21 protein-coding genes are annotated in these 23,154 nt (G+C 72.1%); 5 read left to right on the forward strand and 16 right to left on the reverse strand.

From position 1 onward, the window contains the following. Position 1: 1 nt before the first annotated feature. The 3 genes from DY157_RS01935 to hisN all read right to left on the reverse strand — a co-directional run bounded on the left by DY157_RS01935 (position 2) and on the right by hisN (position 5,199). On the reverse strand, positions 2-3,103 hold the full coding sequence (locus tag DY157_RS01935) for an AAA family ATPase (RefSeq protein WP_160159403.1): 3,102 nt from the start codon (positions 3,101-3,103) through the stop codon (positions 2-4). Further along, positions 3,100-4,308, reverse strand: coding sequence for an exonuclease SbcCD subunit D (locus DY157_RS01940; protein WP_115727878.1), 1,209 nt, complete (start codon positions 4,306-4,308; stop codon positions 3,100-3,102). The genes DY157_RS01935 and DY157_RS01940 overlap by 4 nt, the downstream gene beginning before the upstream one ends. A gap of 84 nt (positions 4,309-4,392) precedes the next feature. Beyond that, positions 4,393-5,199, reverse strand: a complete 807-nt coding sequence (gene hisN / locus DY157_RS01945; protein ID WP_115726983.1) for a histidinol-phosphatase — start codon at positions 5,197-5,199, stop codon at positions 4,393-4,395. Between the two features lie 79 nt (positions 5,200-5,278). On the opposite strand from hisN, the gene DY157_RS01950 reads away from it, so the two are divergent. Then, the gene (locus DY157_RS01950; protein WP_115726984.1) at positions 5,279-6,010 is read left to right on the forward strand and encodes a glutamine amidotransferase-related protein; all 732 of its coding nucleotides are present in this window, start codon (positions 5,279-5,281) and stop codon (positions 6,008-6,010) included. Here the strand turns inward: DY157_RS01950 and DY157_RS01955 are convergent. From DY157_RS01955 to DY157_RS01985, 7 genes are read right to left on the reverse strand one after another with little or no spacing between them, the layout of a single operon-like run. Continuing rightward, complete coding sequence (locus DY157_RS01955) at positions 5,979-7,037, reverse strand: acyltransferase family protein (RefSeq protein WP_160159404.1); 1,059 nt, start codon at positions 7,035-7,037, stop codon at positions 5,979-5,981. The genes DY157_RS01950 and DY157_RS01955 overlap by 32 nt on opposite strands. Then, positions 7,034-7,774, reverse strand: a complete 741-nt coding sequence (locus DY157_RS01960; protein WP_115726986.1) for an ABC transporter ATP-binding protein — start codon at positions 7,772-7,774, stop codon at positions 7,034-7,036. Before DY157_RS01960 ends, DY157_RS01955 begins: the two co-directional genes overlap by 4 nt. Further along, complete coding sequence (locus DY157_RS01965; RefSeq protein ID WP_115726987.1) at positions 7,775-8,608, reverse strand: ABC transporter permease; 834 nt, start codon at positions 8,606-8,608, stop codon at positions 7,775-7,777. Next, the gene (locus DY157_RS01970) at positions 8,605-10,314 is read right to left on the reverse strand and encodes a glycosyltransferase (protein ID WP_115726988.1); all 1,710 of its coding nucleotides are present in this window, start codon (positions 10,312-10,314) and stop codon (positions 8,605-8,607) included. Before DY157_RS01970 ends, DY157_RS01965 begins: the two co-directional genes overlap by 4 nt. Then, positions 10,311-11,354, reverse strand: a complete 1,044-nt coding sequence (locus tag DY157_RS01975; protein ID WP_115726989.1) for an NAD-dependent epimerase/dehydratase family protein — start codon at positions 11,352-11,354, stop codon at positions 10,311-10,313. The genes DY157_RS01970 and DY157_RS01975 overlap by 4 nt, the downstream gene beginning before the upstream one ends. Beyond that, complete coding sequence (locus DY157_RS01980) at positions 11,351-12,082, reverse strand: IspD/TarI family cytidylyltransferase (RefSeq protein WP_115726990.1); 732 nt, start codon at positions 12,080-12,082, stop codon at positions 11,351-11,353. The genes DY157_RS01975 and DY157_RS01980 overlap by 4 nt, the downstream gene beginning before the upstream one ends. After that, positions 12,079-13,791, reverse strand: a complete 1,713-nt coding sequence (locus DY157_RS01985; protein ID WP_115726991.1) for a CDP-glycerol glycerophosphotransferase family protein — start codon at positions 13,789-13,791, stop codon at positions 12,079-12,081. Before DY157_RS01985 ends, DY157_RS01980 begins: the two co-directional genes overlap by 4 nt. Positions 13,792-13,984: 193 nt before the next feature. On the opposite strand from DY157_RS01985, the gene DY157_RS01990 reads away from it, so the two are divergent. After that, positions 13,985-15,802 carry a glycosyltransferase gene (locus DY157_RS01990; RefSeq protein ID WP_115727879.1) on the forward strand — a complete coding sequence of 606 codons (1,818 nt, stop codon included), beginning with the start codon at positions 13,985-13,987 and terminating at the stop codon, positions 15,800-15,802. 49 nt (positions 15,803-15,851) lie between these two features. Here the strand turns inward: DY157_RS01990 and DY157_RS01995 are convergent, their stop codons facing one another. From DY157_RS01995 to DY157_RS02010, 4 genes are all read right to left on the reverse strand, one after another. Next, positions 15,852-17,033 (reverse strand): IS30 family transposase, encoded by a 1,182-nt coding sequence (locus tag DY157_RS01995; protein ID WP_160159405.1) that lies wholly within the window; start codon positions 17,031-17,033, stop codon positions 15,852-15,854. Between the two features lie 300 nt (positions 17,034-17,333). Further along, on the reverse strand, positions 17,334-18,389 hold the full coding sequence (rsgA, locus tag DY157_RS02000; protein WP_115726993.1) for a ribosome small subunit-dependent GTPase A: 1,056 nt from the start codon (positions 18,387-18,389) through the stop codon (positions 17,334-17,336). After that, the gene (aroA, locus tag DY157_RS02005; protein ID WP_115726994.1) at positions 18,386-19,744 is read right to left on the reverse strand and encodes a 3-phosphoshikimate 1-carboxyvinyltransferase; all 1,359 of its coding nucleotides are present in this window, start codon (positions 19,742-19,744) and stop codon (positions 18,386-18,388) included. Before aroA ends, rsgA begins: the two co-directional genes overlap by 4 nt. Next, positions 19,741-20,256, reverse strand: a complete 516-nt coding sequence (locus tag DY157_RS02010) for a DoxX family membrane protein (protein ID WP_235827038.1) — start codon at positions 20,254-20,256, stop codon at positions 19,741-19,743. Before DY157_RS02010 ends, aroA begins: the two co-directional genes overlap by 4 nt. A 192-nt stretch (positions 20,257-20,448) precedes the next feature. Here DY157_RS02010 and DY157_RS02015 point away from each other — a divergent pair, with 192 nt between their 5' ends. The 3 genes from DY157_RS02015 to DY157_RS11955 all read left to right on the forward strand — a co-directional run bounded on the left by DY157_RS02015 (position 20,449) and on the right by DY157_RS11955 (position 21,514). After that, positions 20,449-21,054, forward strand: coding sequence for a sigma-70 family RNA polymerase sigma factor (locus DY157_RS02015; RefSeq protein WP_115726996.1), 606 nt, complete (start codon positions 20,449-20,451; stop codon positions 21,052-21,054). After that, positions 21,047-21,349: an anti-sigma factor gene (locus tag DY157_RS02020; RefSeq protein WP_160159406.1), complete on the forward strand. Its 303-nt coding sequence runs from the start codon at positions 21,047-21,049 to the stop codon at positions 21,347-21,349. Before DY157_RS02015 ends, DY157_RS02020 begins: the two co-directional genes overlap by 8 nt. 90 nt (positions 21,350-21,439) lie before the next feature. Continuing rightward, positions 21,440-21,514: a 50S ribosomal protein bL37 gene (locus DY157_RS11955; protein ID WP_380976188.1), complete on the forward strand. Its 75-nt coding sequence runs from the start codon at positions 21,440-21,442 to the stop codon at positions 21,512-21,514. Positions 21,515-21,588: 74 nt separating this feature from the next. Here DY157_RS11955 and DY157_RS02025 read toward each other — a convergent pair whose 3' ends face one another. Beyond that, the gene (locus DY157_RS02025) at positions 21,589-22,200 is read right to left on the reverse strand and encodes a LysE family translocator (protein ID WP_160159407.1); all 612 of its coding nucleotides are present in this window, start codon (positions 22,198-22,200) and stop codon (positions 21,589-21,591) included. A gap of 342 nt (positions 22,201-22,542) precedes the next feature. Further along, positions 22,543-23,142, reverse strand: a complete 600-nt coding sequence (locus tag DY157_RS02030) for a GDSL-type esterase/lipase family protein (RefSeq protein ID WP_115726999.1) — start codon at positions 23,140-23,142, stop codon at positions 22,543-22,545. Between the last annotated feature and the right edge of the window lie 12 nt (positions 23,143-23,154).

Consider the following 23,154-nt stretch of genomic DNA (forward strand, 5'->3'; position numbering starts at 1 on the left):
CTCAGACGCGCAGCGAGAGCGTCGAGCCCTCCCTCCCGTTCGGGCGGACGCGGATCTGATCGGGGATCTGTCGCGCCATCTCGTCGACGTGGCTGATGACGCCGACGGTTCGTCCGGAATCCCTTAGCGCGTGGAGCTCCGCCATGACGAGGTCGAGCGTCGCGGCGTCGAGCGAGCCGAATCCCTCGTCGATGAACATCGTCCGCAGCTCGACCCCGCCGGCCTCCGAGGCGACGACGTCGGCGAGGCCGAGGGCGAGGGCGAGCGACGCGTAGAAGGTCTCGCCGCCCGAAAGGGTGCGCGGCGAGCGCGTCTCCTCAGCGTCGTGGTCGACGACGCGCAGGCCGAGACCGGACTTGCGCGAGCTCGTTCCGTCGTCGGGCGCCGAGACGAGCTCGTAGCGGCCGGAGGAGATCGCGAGGAGCCGCGGATTCGCGGCCGCGAGGACGTCGTCGAGGCGGGAGACGAGCACCCACGCCGACAGGGGCGTGGCGACGAGGTTCTCCTTCGAGGTCGCGTCCGCGATCCCCGCGAGTCGGCGCACGGGCCCCGCGTCTCGTCTGGCCGCGTCGAGGAGGCGCCGCGATTCGAGGAAGTCGGTGTGGGCTCCCGAGGTCTGCTCGGCGGCCCGCGCGAGTTCGCCGAGGCGGACCTGGGCGGCGTCGTCGGCGGCTCGTGCGGCCGCCGCGGCGGCGGCAAGCCCATCGAGGTCGGGCACCGCGACACCGTCGAGTCCCGAGAGGCGCTCGGACGCGAGGAGGTCGTCGACGGCGGCGGAACGGGCGTCGAATCGACGAATCCCGTCGGCGAGCTCGGCGACCCGAGCGTCGGGAAGAAGACGGGCGCGAGCGGCCGCCGCTCCCTCCTCGCCGTCGGCGAATCCGGCGTCGGCGAGCGCCGTCGCCGCCGCCCCACCGGCGGTACGGGCGGCGGCGGAGGCGCGCTCCCAGGACGAGAGCGCCTGAGAGAGCATATCGAGCGCGGCGAGGGAGTCGGTGCAGGAGTCGTCGAGGGCGGCGAGCGACCCGCCCGCGGGGGCCGCGGCGGCGCATGCGGCGGCGTCGGCCTCGATCCCCTCGCGGAGGGCGCGGGCGCTCGCGCGCCCCTCCGCGAGGACCTGACCGAGTGAGGACTCGCGGGCGCGCGCGTCCTCGAGCTCCTTCCTCGCTCCCGCGAGATCCGCGTCGAGGCGGGCAAGGGAGGAGGTGAGCTCTCGCGCCCGCGTCGCGTCGGCGCGCGCCGCGTCGAGGAGGAGGGCGATGGAGGCGACGTCCCCGTCGGCGCGCGCATTCGCGCCCTTGAGGGCCTCGGTCGTGCGCGCGTGCTCGTGCTGCGCGGTCGCCAGCGCGTCGTCCGCCACGCGCTTCGCCTCATCGAGCGCGGCGACCTCGTCTCGGCCGGGGGCCGGGGCGTCGGGATCGATCGCCGGATCCGGGTGGTCGGGCGAGCCGCAGACCGGGCAGGGGACGCCGTCCTCGAGCTCGGCCGCCAGGGCCGCGCCGGTGCTCGCGAGCCAGGCCTCGTGCCCGACGATCGCGGCATCGCGCGCGTCGCGCGCCGCTCTCGCGGCCGTCGAGACGGCATCGGCGCGCGCCTTCAACTCCTCGATGAGGTCGCGTGCCTCGGCTGCGGCCGCAGCGCGCTTCTCGAGCGACTCGACCCGGGTGGCGGCTCCCTCGAGTTCGGCGAGGTCGCGGGCCATCGCGGACCGGGAGGCTTCGGCCGCCTCGAGCGCCGGCGGGTACGCGGCGACGCGCTCGGCGACCTCGTCGAGCTCCTGCTCGAGTCGACCGATACGCGCCTCGCGCGCGGCGAGATCGGCGCGGCGCTCCTCGAGGCCCCGCTCGAGGTCGACGAGGTCGCGGATCCGCGCGCGATGCTCGGCGATCGTCTCCGTGCGGGATCGGGCGAGGCGCTGGATGCGGGCGCCCCACTCCTCATCGGGGCCGAGCGCGGGAACCGGCTCGGCCCCGTCGAGCGCCTCATCCGCATCGGCCCGCGCGGCGCGCAGGTTCTCGACCGCTCGGGCGAGCCGGTCATCGGCGGCCAGAGCGGCATCGAGCGCGGGGACGACGAGCGCCGCCGTGCGGGCGGCCGCGAGGAGTTCGCGGTCGATGTCGACCGCCTCTCGGCGCGCATCGAGGCTCTCCCGCTCGGCGAGGCGCTCGGCTCTCTCCTCGAGACGCTCGGCGAGCCGCCTGCCCTCCGCCAGGGCGGCGGAGGCGGCGTCGGCGGCGGTTCGCAGCCCTGCGAGGCGTCCTCTCGCGGCCCTGAGACGGTCCTCCGCCGACGCGAGGACGGCGTCGGCCGCGGCGCGCGCCGGCGCCGAGTCCTCCGCGAGTGGATCCGGAGGAGCGGACTCCTCGGTCGCCGAATCGCCTCCGGTGAGCGAGTCCTCGGCCCCGGCCTCGTCGATGGCATCGGGCGCGAGCGCGAGGACGGTGGCGAAGGCTCGGGCGCACTCGCGCTCGGTCTCGTCGACGAGCGCGCGGGTGCGCGAGCCGGCGGCGACGAGGCGCGCCTGGAAATCCTGGAAGATCCGGGTGTCGAAGATGTCGCGCAGCACCCCCTCGCGCTCTTGCGACGTCGCCGTGAGAAACTCGGCGAACTTCCCCTGGGGGAGGACGACCGTCTGGAGGAACTGCTCCTTCGACAGGCCGACGAGTCGACGGATCTCCGGGTCGACCTGCCGGGCGCCGCGCTCGACGGTCCCGACGGTCCGATAGCCGTCCTCGGCGGAGGGATCCTCGACGACGCGGACGAGCGTCGCCGGATCGTTGCGCGGGCTCTTGCGGCCCTTGGGGGTGTACGCGGGGGAGCGGTGGACGCGATGAAGACCGGCGCCCGTCTCGAAGACGAGGTCGACCTCCGAATGGACCTTCGGCGCCGCGAGGTCGGAGCGGAGTCGGTCCTTCGACGCGTCCTTCTGACGCGCGACGTCCCCGTAGAGGGCGAAGACGACGGCGTCGATGATCGTCGACTTGCCCGCGCCCGTCGGTCCCTCGAGGAGGAAGAGGCCCGAATCGTCGAAGGCCGTGAAATCGATGATCTCGGTCCCCGCGAAGGGGCCGATCGCGGTGAAGGCGAGCCGATGGAGCCTCACTTCGCCGCCTCCTTCCGAATGTCCGCCCACACGCCGTCGACGACTGCCGCCTCGGCATCGTCGAGCGGGCGCGCTCCGACCGTCTCGAAGAAGTCGCGGGCGACTTCGCGCGGCTCGCGCGCGGAGGGCGAGGACGCGCCCGCGGGGATCGCGGCTCGGGCCGCCGAATCGTGCTGGATGACGAGGGCGCGCGGATAGACGGCGCGGATGCGGGCGACCATGCGCTCCGGGCGCGCGTCGTCGGTCACCGTCACCTGGCAGTAGGCGTCGGCGAGCGCGGGATCGGGGGCGTCGAGGAGCTCGGCGATCGTCCCGCGGAGAACGGCCACGCGGCGGAAGGGCGGGATCGGGAGGACCTCGATTCGCGCGCCGTCGGAGTCGACGTCGAGGAGGACGACCGACTTGTCGGCGCCCGCCTCGGAGAAGGAGTAGGCGATCGGGGAGCCCGAGTAACGGATCGGGACCTTCGCGCCCGACACCGCCTGCGGGCGGTGGAGGTGCCCGGCGGCCACGTAGACGAGGCCGAGATCCGCGGCATCGGCACCGCCGAGGGTGTCGAAGAGAGAGACGGGAGCGGAGGCGACGCCGCCGATCTCGAGGTCGCGCTCCGAGTCGGAGGGCGCGCCCCCGGCGAGGAAGGCGTGGACCATGACGATCGCCGGCCGGAGGTCCCCGCCCGAGCGGCGCTCCTCGAGGTCGGCGCGCACTCGCCGAAGCGCCGCGGCGATCACCGCCTCATGGGAGCGGGGAAGGGGCGGGCGAGCGCCGTCCTCCTCCGGCAGGTCCGAGAGATCCTGCTTGACGAGGTCGGGCTCGAGGTAGGGGAGCGGGTAGACGAGGCACCCGTCCTCCGCGTCCCCGCATTCGACGGCCCGACCGATGAGCAGCGGATCGGTCGCGACGACGAGGCGCTGATCGAGCATCGGCGCGAAGAGGCCGAGGCGCGCGGGGCCGTCGTGGTTGCCCGAGGTCGTGATGACGCGCGCGCGGGAGGTGAGATCCTCGAGGACGCGCGAGGTCCGCCCGAGGGCCTCGATCGGCGGGACGGCGCGGTCGAAGAGATCGCCGCTCACGAGGACGAGATCGACGCCGCGCTCCTCGACGACGTCGAGGAGCCAGGCGAAGAAGGCATCGACCGCGTCGGCGAGGTCGGCGCCGTGAAGCGTCCGGCCGACGTGCCAATCGGAGGTGTGGAGGATCCGCATGGGGACAGTGTCGCGCATCCCGCCCGCATCTGCGTCCGCGCGATCGGCGCCGACGACGCCGAGGCGGTTCGGACGGGGGAGGTCCTACTCGTCCTCGGCCGGCCAGTCGAGGGCCGCGAGGAGCTCGTCGTGGAGCAGCCCGTTCGTCGCGAGCGCGTTGCCGCCCCAGGGGCCGTCCTGCCCGCGCAGCGACGTGAAGCGCCCGCCCGCCTCGGTGACGATCGGGACGAGGGCTGCCATGTCGTAGAGCTCGAGCTCGGGCTCGCACGCGGCGTCGACGGCGCCCTCGGCGACGAGCATGTAGCTCCAGAAGTCGCCGTAGGCGCGCGTGCGCCAGAAGGAGGACTGCATCCGGAGGAACTGCGCGCCCCGGTCGGCGTGGAGCCACCCGTCGAGCGACGAGTAGGAGAGGGAGGCGTTCTCGACCTCGTCAACCTGCGAGACCGCGAGCCGGCGCCCGGTGAAGAGGGAGGTGCCCGTCCACGCGCCCTGGTCCTTCGCGGCCCACCAGCGGCGCTTGAGGGACGGCGCCGAAACGACGCCCATGACGACCTCGTCGTCCTCGACGAGCCCGATGAGCGTCGCCCACACGGGCACGCCTCGCACGAAGTTCTTCGTCCCGTCGATGGGGTCGATGATCCACTGCCGGTTCGCCCGTCCGGTCGTGCCGCGCTCCTCGCCGAGGACCGAGTCGCGCGAGCGCGCATGGGAGAGCTGCGTGCGGATCGCGTCCTCGACCGCCCGGTCGGCGTCGGTGACGGGCGTGAGGTCGGGCTTCGACTCGACGACGAGGTCCTGCGCGCCGAATCGCGCGAGCGTGATGTTGTCCGCCTGATCGGCGAGGACGTGGGCGAGGCGGAGGTCGTCGTTGTAGCGCGCGGCAGCGGTCATGCCCCCACGGTATCGCGTCGCATCGTCTGGCAGTGCGGACGGTCCGGGCGCGCCCCGGCCTCCCCGATACGATGGCGCCATGCCCAGGCCCTTCCTCATGCTGACCTCCCGCGAGGACGGCGCGGTGCTCGCCTCCGAGACCGCCGACCTCCCCCGCATCGCGGGCCTTCACGAGGGCGAGTGGCGGCGGGTGCGGATGGAGGCCGGAGAGCTGCCCGCCCTCGACCTCGGCGAGTGGTCGGGCGCGATCGTCTGCGGCTCCCCCTTCGACGCCTCGGGCGATCCGGCGGGCAAGACGGAGGCGCAGACGCGCGCGGAGGCGTGGCTGCGCGCCCTCTACGACCGCGCACTCGACGAGTCCTTCCCCCTTCTCGGCATCTGCTACGGCCTCGGGACCCTCGCGCTCCACCTCGGCGGGACGGTCGACACCGCGCACGGGGAGGAGATCAGCGGGATCGCGCTGCGTCGAACGGCCGCCTCCGCCGGCGACCCTCTCCTCGAGGGCGTGCCCGAGACCTTCTCCGCCTACGTCGGCCACCACGAGGCCGTCTCCGCCCCGGCGCCCGGGATGACGCTCCTCGTCGAGGGCGAGGCGGCGCCCGTCCAGATGGTGAGGATCGGGGAGGCGGCGTGGGCGACGCAGTTCCACCCCGAGCTCGACCTCGCCGGCGTCGAGGGGCGGATCGACGAGTACGGTGGCCGGTACTACCCGGTCGAGAAGGCGGAGGAGATCCGTCGGCAGGTCCGCGGGGTCGACGTGTCGCCCGCGCACCTCGTCCTCAGGAACTTCGTCGCGCTCCACCGCCGCTGAGGCGCGCCCCCCCGCCGCGCGCGGCCCCGACGAGGGCGTCGTAGGCGCCGATGAGGAGGCGCGAGTAGGCGGCGACGAAACGACTCGCCGGCCGGGTGCGGCAGAGCGCGACCGCGAGGACGGGGAGGACGAGGACGATCCCCCACATGAGGGGGAGCGAGGCGATTCGGTCGGCGACGTGATCGAGCGGATAGACGAGGTAGAGGTGGAGGAGGTAGACGGGCATCGAGTCCGCGCCGATCCGCGACATCGCTCCTGCTCGTCGTGGGAGCAGCGCCGCCCCCGCGACGACGACGAGGCCCGTGCAGACGAGGGCGGCGATGCGCACGACGAACCCGAGCCACCAGTGGTCCCCGGTCGCCGAGTAGGGGAGCTTTCCGGTGAGCTCGGAGATTCGGAAGCCCGGCGAGAGGGCGAGCGCGGCGCCGATCGCGAGCCAGCCCGCGAGGGCGGCGGCGCCGACAAGGCGGCCCGTGCGCTCGGCGAGCCGCGCGAACCCGTCGAGGCCGAGCATCCGGCCGGCGAGGAAGAACGGGAGGTAGACGACGATCCGCGAGGCCGAGAGGAGGGGGCCGAAGGACTCGAGGAAGCCGACCGCGAGCGAGGCGGCGATCGCGAGGACGAGGCCGAGGGAGCGGGGAATCCGGTCGAAGACGGGAAGGACGAGGCGCCACACCATGAGCGCGAGGAGGTACCAGTGGAGGCCCGGCGACCACAGGGGTTCGAGGATGATCCGTCCGCCGGTCGCCTCGATCGCCCGCATTCCGATGTGGAGGAGCGAGAACCCGAGGTAGACGGGGAGGAGCGAGCGGACCGCCGTGCGCGCCGATCGCGCCGAGTCGCGGACGACGATGCCGGAGAGGACCGCGAATCCGGGCATGTGGACGAGGTAGACCCACCAGTAGGCGAGTTCGAGGCTCTGGTGGCGAGTGACGAAGCGGAGGAGGACGTGGCCGACGACGACGCCGACGATGAGGATCCCCCGCAGGGCGTCGACGCGCGGGTCGCGCGCGCGAGGAGAGGTCACTTCTTCTTCAGGGTGTCGCCCTCGTAGTGCTCCATGACCTCCCCGATGGGCCCGTCGTGGACGAGGGCGCCGCCCTTGAGGTAGAGGCCGCGCGTGCAGAAGCGCGTGAGGTCCTTCGCCGAGTGGGAGACGAGGAAGAGGGTGCGCCCCTCATCGAGGCGCTCCTGGATGCGCGCGTAGCACTTGTCCTTGAAGGCCTGGTCGCCGACGGCGAGGACCTCGTCGACCATGAGGATCGGCGCCTCGAGGACCGAGATGACGGAGAACGCGAGGCGGACCTTCATGCCGGAGGAGTAGTGGCGGAAGGGCGTGTCGAGGAACTCGCCGACGCCGGAGAAGCCGACGATCTCGTCGAACTTCTCGTCGATCATCCGCTTGCTCATCCCGTGGAGGCCCGCCGACAGGGTGATGTTCTCCCGGCCCGTGAGCTCGGGGACGAATCCGCCGGTGAGCTCGATGAGGGGGGCGGTCGCCTGCCGGACGTCGATCCGTCCCTCGTCGGGGAGCATGACGCCGGCGACGAGCTTGAGGAGGGTCGACTTGCCCGAGCCGTTGCGCCCGACGACGCCGATCGCCTCTCCGGGCATGACGTCGAAGGAGACGTTGCGCAGCGCCCAGAAGCTCTTCGCCTCGGGGACCGAGGAGGGGCGCCAGAGGATCTTCTCGCGCAGGGACTGGGAGCGGCGTCCCTTGTTGAAGCGCAGGCCGACGCCCGCGACGGAGATGATCGGCTCCATTCAGATCTCCTTGAGGAAGGCGCGCTCGGTGCGGGCGAAGAACGCGTAGCCGCCGATGAGGATCGCCGTGCACATGACGGCGGCGGCGATGACGGGCGTCCAGTAGAGCTCCTTGGCGAAGATTCCCGCCCGGTAGGCCGAGAGGATCCCGCCGAGCGGGTTGAGGAGGTAGAGGTCCTGGATGATCGCCGGCATCCGCGGATTCCCGTAAATGTCGCCGAGGCCGTAGATCGTCGGCGAGGCGTAGAAGAGGAAGCGGAGTCCGAGGCGGACGAGCGGATCCATGTCCTTGAGCATCACCATGAGCGGCGCGAAGAAGAAGGAGAGGCCCGCGAGCAGCATGAGCTGGAGAAGGATCGCGACCGGGAAGAGCCAGATGTTGTGGTTGAGCGGCGGCCGGTAGATGAGGAGGAAGAGGAGGAGGACGGGCAGGGAGAGGAGGAACTCGATGCCGCGGGCGAACACGGAGCGCAGCACCCAGATCTCGCGGGGCACCGCCGTCGATCGGACGAGCTTCTCCTGCGAGGTGATCGCCTTCGTCCCCTCGGTGAGGCCGATCTGGAACCACAGCCAGGGGAGGAGGGCCGAGAGGAGGAAGATGATGTAGGGATCCTCGCCGACGCTCCGCTTGAAGATCACGGTGAAGACGAACCAGTAGATGAGGCCCATGACGAGCGGGTCGAGGACGGACCACACGTAGCCGAGGACGGAGTCCGCGTAACGGACCTTGAGGTCGCGCTTCACGAGGAGCCAGAGGACGCGCCGATCGTTCCAGATGGACGTCAGACGGGCGGAGAGCGAGACGCGCCCGCCGCTCGAGTGACCGCTGTTCATGAGTGAGCCTTCCCGTGCCGGGATGCGCCCCCCGCACGATTCTCGCGATCCCCCTCGGGGATCGGGACGGAGAGGACCGCCGACCAGGAGTCGAATCGGGCCACCGCCTCCGCCCTCGAAGCGTACTCCGCTCGCAGTCGCCGCCAGGAGAGCGCGAGGCGCGCATGTGTCGCGATCGACTCCGCGACGAGGCGCCGGGCCCGCGCAGGATCGGCGACGAGGGCGGGGCCGGTGTACTCGTCGAGGCGGACGACGTCGGCGCCGAGCGAGTCCCACCACGCGTAGGCGCGCGCGGGCACCTCCCGGACCTCGCGGGCGAGGCGCCGGGGCGCGAGGAGCACGCCGAGTGCCCGCAGGGCAGAGGAGTTGCGGGCCGCCCTCCAGTCGCGCACGGCCTTCGCGGGTCCGTCGGTCGAGGCGGACGCGGCGGTCCTCTCCGTCTCCTCGTGGGCGCGCCGCCACGTCCTCGTCGCCCAGTCGCGGGCCGAGAGGAGGTCCGCGCCGAACCATGCGGGGTCGCCGGCGGCGCATCCGGCGGCGTTCCACGATTCGGCGACGTCGTACTGGAGGGAGAGGACGTGCTTGAACTGGTGGGCGAGGGAGGACGCGAGGACGCCGCGCGAGGCCCCCCGGGAGGCGGCGACGGCGAGGCGGTTGCGCTGGGCGAGCGGCCCGGACCACGACCACAGGGTCGAGGTCGTGTCCCACCGGGGGTGCTGGACGCCCGTCCCGGGGAGAACCTCGATCGCGTACCCGGCGTCGACGGCGCGCAGCCCGTACTCGGCGTCGTCCCACTTGAGGAAGAGGGGGAGCGGACCGCCGAGGCGTTCGAGGGCGCCGGGCGGCAGGAGGCACCCCCACCAGCCCGCGTAGTTCGGCGCGTGGTGGCGGTCGAGCGCGTCGGCGAGCGCGTCGGGATCCTCGTCGGTGCGCATCGGCGCGTAGAGCGAGTCCGCCTTCGTCCAGAAGAAGTCGGAGTCGCGGACGTACTCGGCGCAGATCTGGAGGCTCTTCGGGTCCTCGGCGTCGAGGACGGGGGCGCCGACGATCTCCGCGACGCCGGCCCGGCGCGCGAGCTCCTGGTGGAGGGCCATCCGACGGAGCGATTCGGGCGGGAGGTAGGCGTCGTCGTCCGAGAGGAGGACGGCGCGGTCGGGCGTCGCGAGCGCCTCGAGCATGCCGCGCGCGTATCCGCCCGAGCCCCCGAAGTTCCCCTGCTCGACGGTGCGCACGCGGCCGGGCGCGCTCGCGGCGAGCTCGGCGATCCCGGGGTCGCCGGCGATGCCGCCGCGCTGGTCGACGACGAGGACGAGGTCGACGAGGTCCGAGGCGAGGAAGTTGGCGATCTGCGCGCGGGTCTCGGCGACCCGCCCGATCGTCGGGACGATCGCGAGGATCCGAGGGGCCTCGATCTCGCCCTCGATCGACCAGCGGACGGAGGCGACCTCGGCGTCCGACTCGATCCACAGCCAGTCCTCGTCGAGGCCGATCCCGACGCGCCCGGTCCCGGGGAGGGCGGCGACGCACGCGGTGCGTCCGAAGGACCTCCCCATCACGGAGACGGGTCCCGCGGCCTCGACCTCGAGAAGGAGCGGGGAGGGGACGACGGGGCGCCAGCGGGCCGCCGGGAGGAGGGCACCCCAGTGGAGGCCGACGCCGGCGTCCGCGCCCGCGGCCCACGACTGAAGGAGGGTGCGCCCGCTCATTCGGCGAGGGCTCCGACCATGCGCGCGACGCCGTCGCCGAGGCCGACGCGCGGGGTCCAGCCGAGGGCGAGGAGGCGCGAGGAGTCGAGACCGAGGCGCTTCTGGGCGCTCACGCCCCTGGGGGGCTCGCCGTTGGCGAAGCGGACCGCTAGACCGAGATCGGGGCGGGAGGCGACGAAGGCGTCGGCGAGCTCGCGGATCGAGACTGCGCCGGCGGGATCGGCGACGTTGTAGACCGCGTCGTCGCCGAGGAGTTCGGCGGTGAACAGGCCGGCGACGGCGTCCCCGACGTAGGTGTAGGTCCGCACGGCGGTCCCGTCGCCGGTGAGGACGATGTCGCGCCCGGCGTGGACGTCGGCGGCGAAGTCGGCCTGGACGCGACCGTCGTCGAGGGCCATGCCGGGCCCGTAGATGTGGCCGAAGCGGACGACGCGTCCGCGGATCCCGTACTGGTGGGAGTAGACGGCGACTGCGGTCTCGGCGAGGCGCTTGCCCTCGTAGTAGCAGCCGCGGACGTTGTAGGGATCGAGGGGCCCGTAGGAGTCCTCGCCGATGAGGGCGTCGCCCGGCTGCGCGCCGTAGACCTCCGAGGACGACATGAGGACGAAGGAGCACGGGTGGTCGCTCACCTGGTCGAGGACGTTGAGCGTTCCGAGCGCGTTCGCCTTGAGGGTGCCGGCCGGATTCGTCGCGTGGAGCGAGGGACGCGCGGGGGAGGCGCCGTGATAGACGCGGTCGAACGGTCCGTCGAGGCGGATCGTCGCGACGTCGCCCGCGAGGAGGGTCGCATTGGGCGCATCGGCGAGCCGCCCGAGCTTCGCCCGCGCGCGGTCGGCGTCGTGGACGAGGAGAACGAGGTCGAGGCCCAGGTCGAAGCGGCGGTCGGCCTCGAGGAGGGCGCCGACGACGTGGAGGGGGATCATGCCCGAGGCGCCGGTGACGAGGATCCGGTTCCCGGCGAGCTCCTTCCACGGGAGGTCGGCGTCGACGATCTCGGCGCAGTCGGCGGCGAAGCGGGTGGTGTCGGCGACGGGGATCATTCGGCGTTCGCCTTCGCCCCGAACGCCTTCTCGTCCTCGAGGAGGGTGAAGAAGGTCCGCGCGACGTAGTAGTCGGAGCTCGTCGTGATCTTGATGTTCGTGTGCGGACCGGGGACCATGCGGACCGGCTTGCCGTAGCGTCGGAACAGGGAGCAGGTGTCGATCGAATCGTGCTCGCCCTCGGCGACGGCGCGGTCGTAGACCTCGAGGGCCTCGTCGAGGCGGAAGGTCTGGGGCGCCTGCGCGGTCCACAGGGGCGCGCGCGGGATGACGTCGGCGATGTCGGGGCCCTCGACCCTCACGACCGTCTCGTTCGTCTTCGTGCAGGTGACGCCCGTGCCGAACTCCTTCGCCGACTCGATGTTCGCGGTGATGAGCTCCTCGTCGACGAGGGGGCGCACGCCGTCGTGGATGAGGACGATCGAGTCGGGGCCGCACGCCTTCGCGAGCGCCTTGAGACCGTTGTGGCGCGACTCCTGGCCGGTCGCCCCGCCGGGGACGATCCACTTCACCTTGTCGAGCTCGTACCGCTCGATGAGTCGCAGGAGCTCGTCGCGGAACTCGTCGAGGATGACGACGAGGATCGCGTCGACGTCCGGGTGCTCCTGGAAGCGCTCGAGCGTATGGACGATGACGGGCCGCCCGTAGATCTCGAGGAACTGCTTGGGCACGGAGCCCGCGTGCATGCGGACCCCCTTGCCTCCGGCGAAGATCAATGCGACGTTCACGCGCGCCTCCAGGTGCGTCGGGCGGATCGGAACCGTTCGGGCATGCGGTGCAGGAGGAGCCAGTCGATGAAGCGATCGGCGTTCCCGGCACCCGGGTGGTCGAAGTTCTCCTCGCGGAACGCGCGCGCCTTCTCGAGGTCGAGGGAGGGCGCCTCGATGAGGGCGAGGAGCTCGTCGAAGGTCGTCGCGACCGGCCCGGGCGCGGTCGCCCGGTAGTCGCGGTGCATGCCGCGGGTCGCCGCGTACATGTCGAGGTCGTAGGCGAAGAAGATCATCGGGCGCTCGAGCAGGCAATACTCGTACATGATCGACGAGTAGTCGGTGATGAGGACGTCCGCGAAGTGGAGGAGGTCGTTCGTGTCCGGGAAGCCTGACGCGTCGATGATCCGATCGCGCATCGACTCGGGGATCGGCGCGGGGTCGACGACGAAATGATGCTGACGGACGAGGAGGACGGAGTCCTCGCCGAGAGCCGCGTAGAGGGCCGGGAAGTCGATCCGGTCCCAGTCGTAGTACCCGTCGGCCATGCCCTTCCCGCGGAAGGTGGGGGCGAGGAGGAGGACTCGCTTGCCGACGGCGGTCGGGTAGGTCTCCTCGAAGAGGGTCTTCGCCGCGGCGATCCGGTCGGGGTCGAGGAAGTCGTCGATGCGCGGAAGGCCGGTCGGGATCACGGCCTCGCGCTCGATGCCGAAGACCTCGGAGTAGACGTCGCGCAGCGCCTCGGACCCGCAGATCGCGTAGGTGTAGTGGCGGTGGACGTTCTGAAGGTTCGGCGAGCCCCACTTGCCGAAGCGCGAGTAGCCGACGTCCTTGAATCCGGACCCGGCGTGCCACGCCTGGATGATCGTGTGATTCCCATCGACGGGGAAGGAATCGAGGAGCGGGAAGTAGTCGTCGATGATGATCGTTCCGGCCGACCCCATCCTCCAGGCGAGTTCGAGGGCGGTCTTGCGGTCCGACATCGCCTCGGTGCGGAAGGAGTAGAGGAGGTCGAAACGCTTGTCGAGGCCGCGCTCGATCATGCGGTCGCGGATCGTTCTGAGGTTCCCCTGGATCTCGGGCCGGGCCTCGGAGGCGAAGAGGATCGTCCACTCGCGGTTCGGGTGGGCGGCGAGCGACGCCCGGTAGGCGGCGATGAGGCTCGAGCGCTTGGCGCCCCGCCACGCGGTCCGCGCGCCGCGCTTCACGGCGTCGAGGGGGCTCGTCGGCGGAGTCGTCCGCTCGAAGAAGTAGGTGCGGAGGACGAATTCGGGGGTGAAGGGCTGGAGGGAGAACTCGACGACGTACACGCGCCGGTTCCCCGAGTGGAGGAACGCGCGGGAGCGCTCGTCGAGGAGGTCGACGAGGGCGAGGTCGCAGCCGACTCTGTGCCACCCGTCGGCGTCCCTGCCGACGACCGTCCACGTCCCGTCGGGGATCGCGGCCCGGTCCTCGAAGTTCGTCACGTTGAGCGTGACGATCCACCGGTCCTCGCCCGTCCTCGTCGATGTGAGGGGGGACGCGACGACGTCGCCGCGGCGAAGGACGAAGGGGGAGGGGGCGTCATTCGCGTCGTCGGGCAGGAGCAGCTCGGCGTCGTCGGGAGACACGGGCACGAGGGCGGAGCCGGGGCGCCGAACGATCTCGAGGCGGAGGAGCACGCGCTCCCAGGAGACGCCGACGACTTCGAAGCGCGGATCGACGAGCGGGGGCAGGATTCGGGTGATCATGACCGGGGAGAGGAGGCCTTTCCGACCGGGGGACGCTGTTCGTCCGAGTATACGCGCGGGGCGCGCGGGAGGGCCCGGCGCCGGGGCTCGGAGGCACCCCTCGCCATCACGATCCGGTTGCAATGCGAGCGCTGGGTCACAATGGCGGCCGCGCGCCCCGAATCGGATGGCGCGAGCCGATACCCTGAACCGCATGACGCACGCATCGATCGCGGCCGTGGTGGTGGCCTACAACCGCGCGTCCATGCTGCGCGACACGCTCGACGCGCTGGCCGCGCAGACGCGGCCGCTCGACGACGTCGTCGTCATCGACAACGCCTCGACCGACGGGTCGGCGGACATCGCCGATTCCCACGGGGTCGTCACCGACCTCGTCCGGATGCCGGAGAACCTCGGCGGGGCCGGCGGCTTCGCGGCCGGTATCTCCCGGGCGATCGCGCGGGGCGCGGACTTCGTCTGGCTGATGGACGACGACACCGTTCCTTCGCCGACCGCCCTCGAAGAGCTCCTGAGAGCCCGAGACGCCTACCCGGGCCAGCCCGCCCTCCTCGCATGCCGCGCCGATTGGATCGACGGGCGCGAGCATCCGATGAACACGCCGCGCGAGCGCTTCCTCATCGACCCCGCTCTGCGCGAGAGGGCCGCGCGCGTCGGAGCCAAGCAGATCCGCACCTCGTCCTTCGTCGCCGTCCTCATCGACGCGCGGGCGATCCGCGAGGAGGGCCTTCCGGTCGCCGACTACTTCCTGTGGAACGACGACTTCGAGTACACGGCGCGCCTCCTGCGCCACCGCGTCGGCCTCTACGTCGACGCCGCGCGCGTCGAGCACCGCACCCGCGCCTTCGCGAACTCGACGGACGTCGACCCGGGTCCGCGCTTCTTCAACGAGGTCCGCAACAAGGTGTGGGCGTTCTCGCGCTCGCGGGCGCTCGGCCCCCTCGACACAACGGTCTTCGGCGGGGCCACGCTGCTCCGCTGGGTCCGGATGATCGCCGGCTCCGAGTCGCGCTCCGACCGGCTGCGCGACCTGCGCGACGGCCTCGTCCAGGGCTCGCGCACGCCGCGCCCGACGGCCGAGATCCTCTGGGACACGCCCGTCGGCCGCCAGTCGGCGGTCCTCGAGGCCGGCGCCCCCATGGGGCGGATGCCCCGCCGCTCCGACGCGCCCCTCGACTTCGCCGTCCTCCTTCCCGTGTGGAAGGGCGACGCCCCGGAGTTCTTCGAGCGCTCGCTCCGCTCGATCGGCGCCGATCAGACGCGCCGCGCCTCGCTCATCGTCCTCGTCTGCGACGGGCCGGTCGCCCCGGGCGTCGACGAGGTGCTGGCGGCCGCCGAGGCCGGCGAGCGCGACGACCTCACCGGCGGGATCCCCGTGCGCGTCGTGCGGATCCCGACGAACCGGGGCCTGTCGAACGCCCTCAACGAGGGGCTCGCCGTCTGCGAGTACGACGTCGTCGCCCGCGCGGACGCCGACGACATCTCCCTCCCGCACCGGTTCGCCATGCAGCTGCCCCTCGTCGAGGAGGGGTTCGAGCTCGTCGGCTCGGCGATCGCCGAGTTCGAGGTCGACGAGGACGAGCGCGGACTCGTTCGCCGCATGCCGCTCGGCACCCGGGAGATCCGCGAGACGATCACGAAGCGCGACCCCTTCAACCATCCGACGGTCGTCTACACGAAGTCGGCGGTCGCCCAGGCCGGCGGGTACGAGCACGTCGACCACATGGAGGACTACTGGCTGTTCGCGCGGATGGTCGCGACCGGCATCCCGTGCTGCAACGTCCAGGAGCCACTGGTCCTCTACCGGATCGGCGACGGCGCCTACAAGCGGCGCGGCGGCCTCCAGATGTTCAAGTCCGAGGTCGCGCTCCAGCGCCTCCTCGCGAACGCCGGGCTCACCTCGCGCGCCCAGGAGCTGAAGAACATCGTCGTCCGCGGCGGCTACCGGCTCGTTCCCGCGCACGTCCGCAAGGCGCTCTACCAGAACGTCGGCCGGATCCTCTGGTTCCGCTGACCTCCCCTCGACGAGAGCATCACCTTCGCGCGCCGAAAGCATGGCGGTTTCAGGCGGTGAGTGCAACGGCGTTGTCGTCGAGTAATTTTTGCATGAGTTCGGCGGGTGTTTTCCAGCCGTGGCGTTTGCGGGGTCGGGTGTTGAGTTGGCGTTCGGCCTCGGCGAATGCTTCTGGGGGATAGTCGTTCAGGTCGGTGCCTTTAGGGAAGTAGTCGCGCAACAGGCCGTTGGTGTTCTCGTTGGACCCGCGCTGCCAGGGCGAATGCGGGTCGGCGAAATACACCTTCGTTTTGGTCCGGCTGGTCAGGTCTTTCGCGTTCGCCATCTCCCCTCCCTGGTCCCACGTGATCGTCTCGCGAAGCGTGAGCGGGAAAGGGCTGATCATGTCGGCGAGCACGTCGATCACACTTGCCGTGTCGTGGCACGCTGGCAGGGGCCGGACGAGCAGGTAGCCCGTGGTGCGTTCCACCAGGGTGATCGCGGCGCTCTTGTTGTTCGCCCCCACGATCAGATCCCCCTCCCAATGGCCCGGAACCTGGCGTCCTTCCACCTCTTGGGGCCGGTCCACGATCCTGGCGCCCTCCACCCACGACTTCCCCTTCGAGCGCGCCAGAGCCAGCGGCGAACGCGCCAGGCGACGCGTGCGCCCCGACCGCAACGCCTTTTCCACCTTGAGCTCTTGACGCAACGCGCCGCGCCCATGCACATACAGGGCCTGATAGATCGTCTCCGGGCTGATCGTCACCCCCCTATTGTCCCCACACGCCCAGGCCCGCGAGATCTGCTCAGGCGACCAGTGCTCGTTAAGCTTGGCGACCACGAAGGCGCGCAGCCGAGGATCCTCCAGCTTGAACGGCTTGGGACGAGCCCGCCTCCCGGCAGCCTCCTCATGAGCGCGTACCGCCCGATACTGGCCGCCCCCACGATCCAACTCCCGCTTCACCGTCGAGGCCGCCACCCCAAGCTCGCGGGCGATCCCCCGCATGCTCATCCCCTGACCGTGCAAGTACTCGATGAGCTGGCGGCCCCCGATCGTCAACCGGGCCCCATGCCCGACCCCGCTGACCAGCCCCTCCACAGGGTCGGCGGGCGCACTGCCCACCCACCCGCCTCGCGAACCCACACGAAACGTCATGCCCCAATCTTTGGCCCACTTGCGGATCGTGCACACCGCGACACCCACCCGCAAATGCACCTGCCTAACCGGCACACTCTCAATCAGCAGATCCAACACCTGGCGGCGAACCGCCTCAGAACAACGAAAACCCACAGCAACCACCCCACACACTCAAGGCGTTGCACTCACCACCTGAAACCGCCCATTACCTTCGTCCGTCGAGGGGATGCGTCCCGGGATCCCGCCCGCAGAAACACACACAGTTTCTCCGTCGGCGTCGATCGGGCGAGGCTGTGACCTGCGCTTTCTTTCGGTGCCCGTCCAGAGCGCACCGAAGAAGCGCCGAAACTGCGTGCGGATTTGCGGGAGAAGCGCCGCAGACGCAGGGGCGCGTTTCGGCGGGCCGCCTTCGGCTCAGCGGGCCGCTTTCGAGGCTGCCTCGGCGGTCGCGACGGCCTCGAGCAGACGCCGCACCGATGCGGCCGCCTTCGACCGGGCGGCGGCCTCGCCCTCGTCGATGCTCTCGAAGGGGTCCTCGCCGCGCCTCCACGCGTCGATCGCGCAGCTCGGCTCGGACTCGGCGTGCGAGCAGAGGGGGAGGCAGTAGTCGGTCGCGTCCTCGACCTCGGGGAAGACGCCGAGGACGTCTTCGACGGACACATGCCCGAGGCCGAAGGAGCGGACGCCCGGCGTGTCGACGATCCACCCGCCGCTCGGCAGGGCGAAGGCCTGCGAGGAGGTCGAGGTGTGCCTGCCGCGACCGGTGACGTCGTTGACGCGGCCGACGGCGCGGTCGGCGCCCGGCACGAGCGCATTGAGGAGCGTCGACTTCCCGACTCCCGAGTGGCCGACGAGGACGGAGAAGCGTCCCGCGAGCGCGTCGCGCAGCTCGTCGATCCCCTCTCCGGTGTCGGCGCGCGCGACGACGGTCGCGAGGCCGAAGGGGGCGTAGGCGGCGAGGATCTCCGACGGGTCGGCGAGGTCGGACTTCGTCAGGCAGAGGAGGGGCGTCATCCCCGCCTCGTAGGCGGCGACGAGGCATCGGTCGATCATGCCGGTGCGCGGCGGCGGGTCGGCGAGGGCGACGACGATGCACATGAGCTCGGCGTTCGCGACGATCGCCTTCTCGCCCTTGAGGTCGGGGGCGTCCTCGAGGGAGCGGCGCAGAACGGTCGTGCGCTCCTCGACGGCGACGATGCGGGCGAGCGTGTCGACGCGCCCCGAGAGGTCGCCGGTGACGCGGACGCGGTCGCCCATGATCACCGCGCCTCGTTTGAGCTCCTTCGCGCGGACGGCGTTGACCTCGATCCCCGAGTCCTCGAGGCGCACGCGGTAGCGTCCGCGGTCGATCGCGATGACGCGACCGATCGGCTCCTTCGAGCGGTCGGGGCGCACCTTCGTCCGGGGGCGAGAACTTCTGCCCGCCCTCACGCGCACGCGCGGATCGTCGGTGCCGATGTCCCGGGTCACGAGGCCGCCCCCCGTCCGAGCAGACGGTCCCACATGGCGGGGAAGTCGGGGAGGGTCTTCGAGGTCGACGCGATGTCGTCGAGGGTCGTTCCGGGGGCGGCGAGCCCGAGGATCGCGGCGAAGGTCGCCATCCGATGGTCGCCGTAGGCCCGGTGGCGGGCGGCGACGAGGGCGCCCGGCCGGATCGCGAGGCCGTCGGGCAGTTCGTCGACGTCGGCGCCCGCGGCGCGCAGCTCGGTCGCGAGGGCGGCGAGTCGGTCGGTTTCGTGTCCGCGCAGGTGGGCGATGCCGGTGAGGAGCGAGGGCCCGTTCGCGAGGGCGGCGAGCGCAGCGACCGTGGGGGCGAGCTCCCCGATGCGCGACATGTCGAGGTCGATGCCGCGGATCGCGCCGATCCCGGGGCCTGAGACGACGAGGCCGGCGCCCTCGCGACTCACGGTTCCGCCCATCGCGGGGAGGATCTCGCGCCACGCGTCGCCCGCCTGGGTCGACGCGGTCGGCCAGTTCGGGATGCGGACCCGTCCGCCGCACGTCATCGCGGCGGCGAGGAAGGGGCCGGCGTTCGACAGATCGGGCTCGATCGTCTCGTCGAGCGCGGCGGGGACGCCGGGGACGATCTGCCAGGCACGGGCCCCGCCCTCGTCGATCGCGCCGGGAGCGCCGGGAGCGCCGGACTCGGGGACGAGCGGCGAGACGTCGACGCCCCGGGCGCGCAGCGCGGCGAGCGTCATCTCGACGTGGGGGAGGGAGACGACCCGGCCGGGCGCGCGCACGACGAGCGGCGCGCCGGACGCGGGACGCGCGAGAAGCGGGGCGACGAGGAGCAACGCGGAGAGGAACTGCGACGAGGCCGAGGCGTCGACCTCGATGAGCCCGGTGTCGGGCGCGCGCAGGGGGCCGGTGATCGTGAAGGGGAGGAAGCCGAATTCGCCCTCGTACTCGATGCGCGCGCCGAGGAGGGAGAGGGCGTCGAGGAGCGGGGAGAGCGGGCGGACGCGGGCGGCCTCGTCGCCGTCGAAGCGGATCGGGGAGGAGGAAAGGGCCGCGAGCGGCGGGAGGAAGCGCATCACCGTCCCGGCGAGGCCGCAGTCGACGGCGCCGCCGGGAATGCGCGCCGGATCGAGCGGGGCGACGCGCGCGGTCGTCCCCTCGACGTCGATGCGCGCGCCGAAGGCGCGGAGGGCCGCGATGAACAGCCGGGTGTCGCGCGAATCGAGGACGCCGCGCAGGACCGAGGGGCCCTGGGCGACGGCGGCGAGGTAGAGGGCGCGGGCCGTCTGGGACTTGGAACCGGGGATCTCGACCGACGCGTCGAGCGGGCCGGGGCTCGCGGGCGCCGACCAGTCGACCGTCATTCGGCCGAGCCCGCGGCGAGGAGGCGGCGGCGCTCCTCGGCCCGGACCTCGGCGATGCGGCCGCGCTGGGCGCGCCAGTTCGCGACCCTCCAGGCGGCGGAGGGCTCGCCGACGCGGTCGGCCGCGGCGATCCCGAGCCCGCCGACGAGGGCGAGGCGGCGCACGAGATCGGACACCAGCTCGCGGCGCTCGGTCTTCGAGCGCGCGGTCCACACCGGCGCGTTGACGAGCGCCATCGGGACGGCGATCCCGGCGAGGACGGAGGCGGCGGCTCGTGGGGCGCGGCCGAGGGCGAAGCAGACGCCGGAGGCGACGGCGACGCCGCCGAGGGCGCGGGTCGCGAGGGTGAGGTCCTCCTCATCGATCTCGGCCTCGGGCGCGACCTTCTCGAGGAGGGGGAGCACGACCTTCGCGCGGTCGACGTGATCGCGCGGGGAGCGAAGCGCGGAGACGCCGTCGACGATGAACGGCGCCGCGAGAAGCGGACGAGCGACGAGGCGAAGGATGTTCATGCCCTCCATTGTCGGACTCCCCCGGTGTTTCGTCGACCACAATCATCCGATTCGGCGGAATAGCGCCCGCGCCCGAGCCGTTGCACCGGCATGAACGCGCGCACGGCGACCCCGAGGCGGCGCGGGCGATCCGCCCGCCGCCCGTCCCGCGCGCGCCTGCGCCCCCTCGCCCTGCGTCTACGCTGGAGGGCGATGAACGAGGACACGAGCACCGGGGCCGACGCCGAGCGCGGCGCGATCGACGCGCGCTTCGCCGCCGAGGCCCTCCCGCTCGCCGGCCGACTCTTCGGCGCGGCGCTCGGCATGACCCGCAATCGCGCGGACGCAGAGGACCTCGTCCAGGAGACCTACCTCAAGGCGTACTCGAAGTTCCACCAGTTCGAGCCGGGGACGAACATCAAGGCCTGGCTCTTCCGGATCCTCACGAACACCTACATCTCCCACTACCGCAAGGCGAAGCGCGTCCCCTCGCGGGCGTCGACGGAGCAGGTCGAGGACTGGCAGCTCGCCGAGGCCGCCTCCCACGACGCGGTCGGACTGAGGTCCGCGGAGGTCGAGGCGCTCGCGGCCATGCCGACCGAGCAGGTGAAGCGCGCGCTCGACGAGTTGTCGGAGGAGCAGCGGATGGTCGTCGTCCTCGCGGACGTCGACTCCCTCAGCTACAAGGAGATCGCCCGGACGCTCGACATCCCCATCGGAACGGTGATGTCGCGCCTCCACCGGGGCAGAGCCGCGCTGCGGCGCTCGCTCGCCCAGGTGGCGGCCGAGTACGGGATCGGAGGAGAACGCGATGCCTGAGACTTATGGCTGCGACGAGGTGCGCGAGGCGCTCTTCGCCCTCGTCGATTGTGAGGAGTGCGAGGAGCGGCGGGCGATTCTCGACGAGGACGGGACCGCCGGCCCCGGGGCGCACGAGCGGGTCCTCCTCCTCGCGCACGCGACCGGCTGCGCGCACTGCACGGACCTCCTCGAGGCGGAGCGGCACCTGCGCGCCGTCATGCGAACCTGCTTCGACGAGGCCGTTCCCGCGGATCTGGAGGACCGGATCGCCCGCGCGCTCGCGGCCTCGGGCGCCGCGCCGACCGACGAGTGACGTCCGTCGCCAGGGGCCGCGCGTTGTTGGCCTCGGCGGGCGATGTGTGGAAGACTGTCCGGGTCGAGTCAGACCCGTGAGGAGAACGAAATGTCGAAGAAGGGCCGTAAGCGTCGCGATCGTCGCAAGCACGGCGCGAACCACGGCAAGCGTCCCAACGCCTGAGCCGTAGTCGCGAAGAATGCCCGGAGGCCAAGCCTCCGGGCATTTCCCGTTTCCGATCGACGAGGGCGGGACCCTCAGTTCTCGAGGGCGAGGACCGCGGCGAACCCTCCGAGGACGCCCCCGCACACCCCGTCGAAGACCCGGCGGACCGTGCGGCGCTCGAACCACGCCCCGAGGAACCCGACGGCGCCGACGACGAGCCCCGACCAGGCGAGCGTGACGAGCGGGTGGACCCACGCGTAGGCGAGCCAGACCCACCACGGCGAGCTCTCGGGGACGAACTGGGCGAGGAGCGCGATGTAGAAGACGAGGACCTTCGGATTGAGGATGTTGCAGAGGAAGCCCTGTCCGAATCCGATCGACGCCCGCGCGCCCTGCGGAGTCTCGGGGACGTCCCCCTTCTCCTCGCCGCGGAACGCCGAGCGGAGCATCGAGACGGCGAGCCAGGCGAGGTAGACGATGCCCGCCCACTTGATCGCGAGGAAGAGCGGGCGCACGGACACGATGAGCGTCGCGAGCCCGACGGAGGCCGCAAACCCCTGGAGGGCGGCGGCCGCGACGACGCCGAGCGTCGTCGCCATGCCGAAGGCGCGGCCCCTGGCGAGGGTGTTGCGGACGATGAGCGTGAAGTCGGCCCCGGGCGCGAGGACGAGGAGCACGACGACGACGAGATACGCGGCGGACACGGGACCACTGTAGGCATCGGTTCGGGCGCGTCGGAAGGGCGTCCGCCCGAGCGGGCGGTTCGAGAAGGGCGCGCGAGGACGGGGCCGGCCCGCCCGCCCGCCGCGGGCCGGGCCCCGCCCGCTTCGGACCGCGTTCCGCGGTCCTGCAGACGCCCGAGGCCTACCCGGCCCTGCCCGCGGCGCGCGTCCCCGCCGTGCTGTCGCGCGTGGTCTCGCGCATCCCCTCGACGGAGAAAGGTGATGCTCTCGGTGAGGGGAGGGGAATGCCTTCGGAGCGCCCGGGCGTCGCGCGACCGGCGACAGACGGATGACCTTGTGACCGATGACGGCGCTGCGGGAGGGTCAGTCTCTCGGCGTCGCGCCCGTCCACTCGTACCACCCGCAGTGGAGGACGAGCCACGCGATGAGCGCGTACCCCGACTGGCCGGGCAGCGTGAGCCCGTCCGAGGTGCGGGCGCGCGAGGCGGCCATGTCCTCGAACCACTGGTCGTGGGAGACGAGCGGCGTGTACGTGTCGACGAAGGGAAGACCGCGGCGCTGGCAGACCTCCGCGCACGAGCGCGAGAGCTCCTTCACCGCCTGCTGATCGGCGCCCGCGAGCGGAGGCGGTCCGACGACGAAGCAGGGGATGCCGAGGGTCGTCGCCCGGTCGGTGACGTTCGCGAGGTTGAGGCGCGAGCGCGCCGAGCTCGCGCCCGCCTTGACGTCGGCGGCGCCGACCCCGATGAGGAGGCCGCGCGGGCCCCCCGAGGCGAGCCTCGGGGAGACCTCGGCCTCCCAGCGGGTCGACAGGGCGCGCGTCGTCTCGCCGGGCATCCCGAGGGCCATCACGGTCGGCGGATCGGGGAACTCGGACCGCGCGACGACGCGCCCGACCCATCCGAGTCCGCGCGGATCCCCGGCACCGGCGACGAGCTCGTCGCCGACGACGCACAGTCGCATGTCGACCCCTTC

This window comes from Actinomyces culturomici, assembly GCF_900499005.1.
Classification (GTDB): Bacteria; Actinomycetota; Actinomycetes; order Actinomycetales; family Actinomycetaceae; genus Pauljensenia; species Pauljensenia culturomici.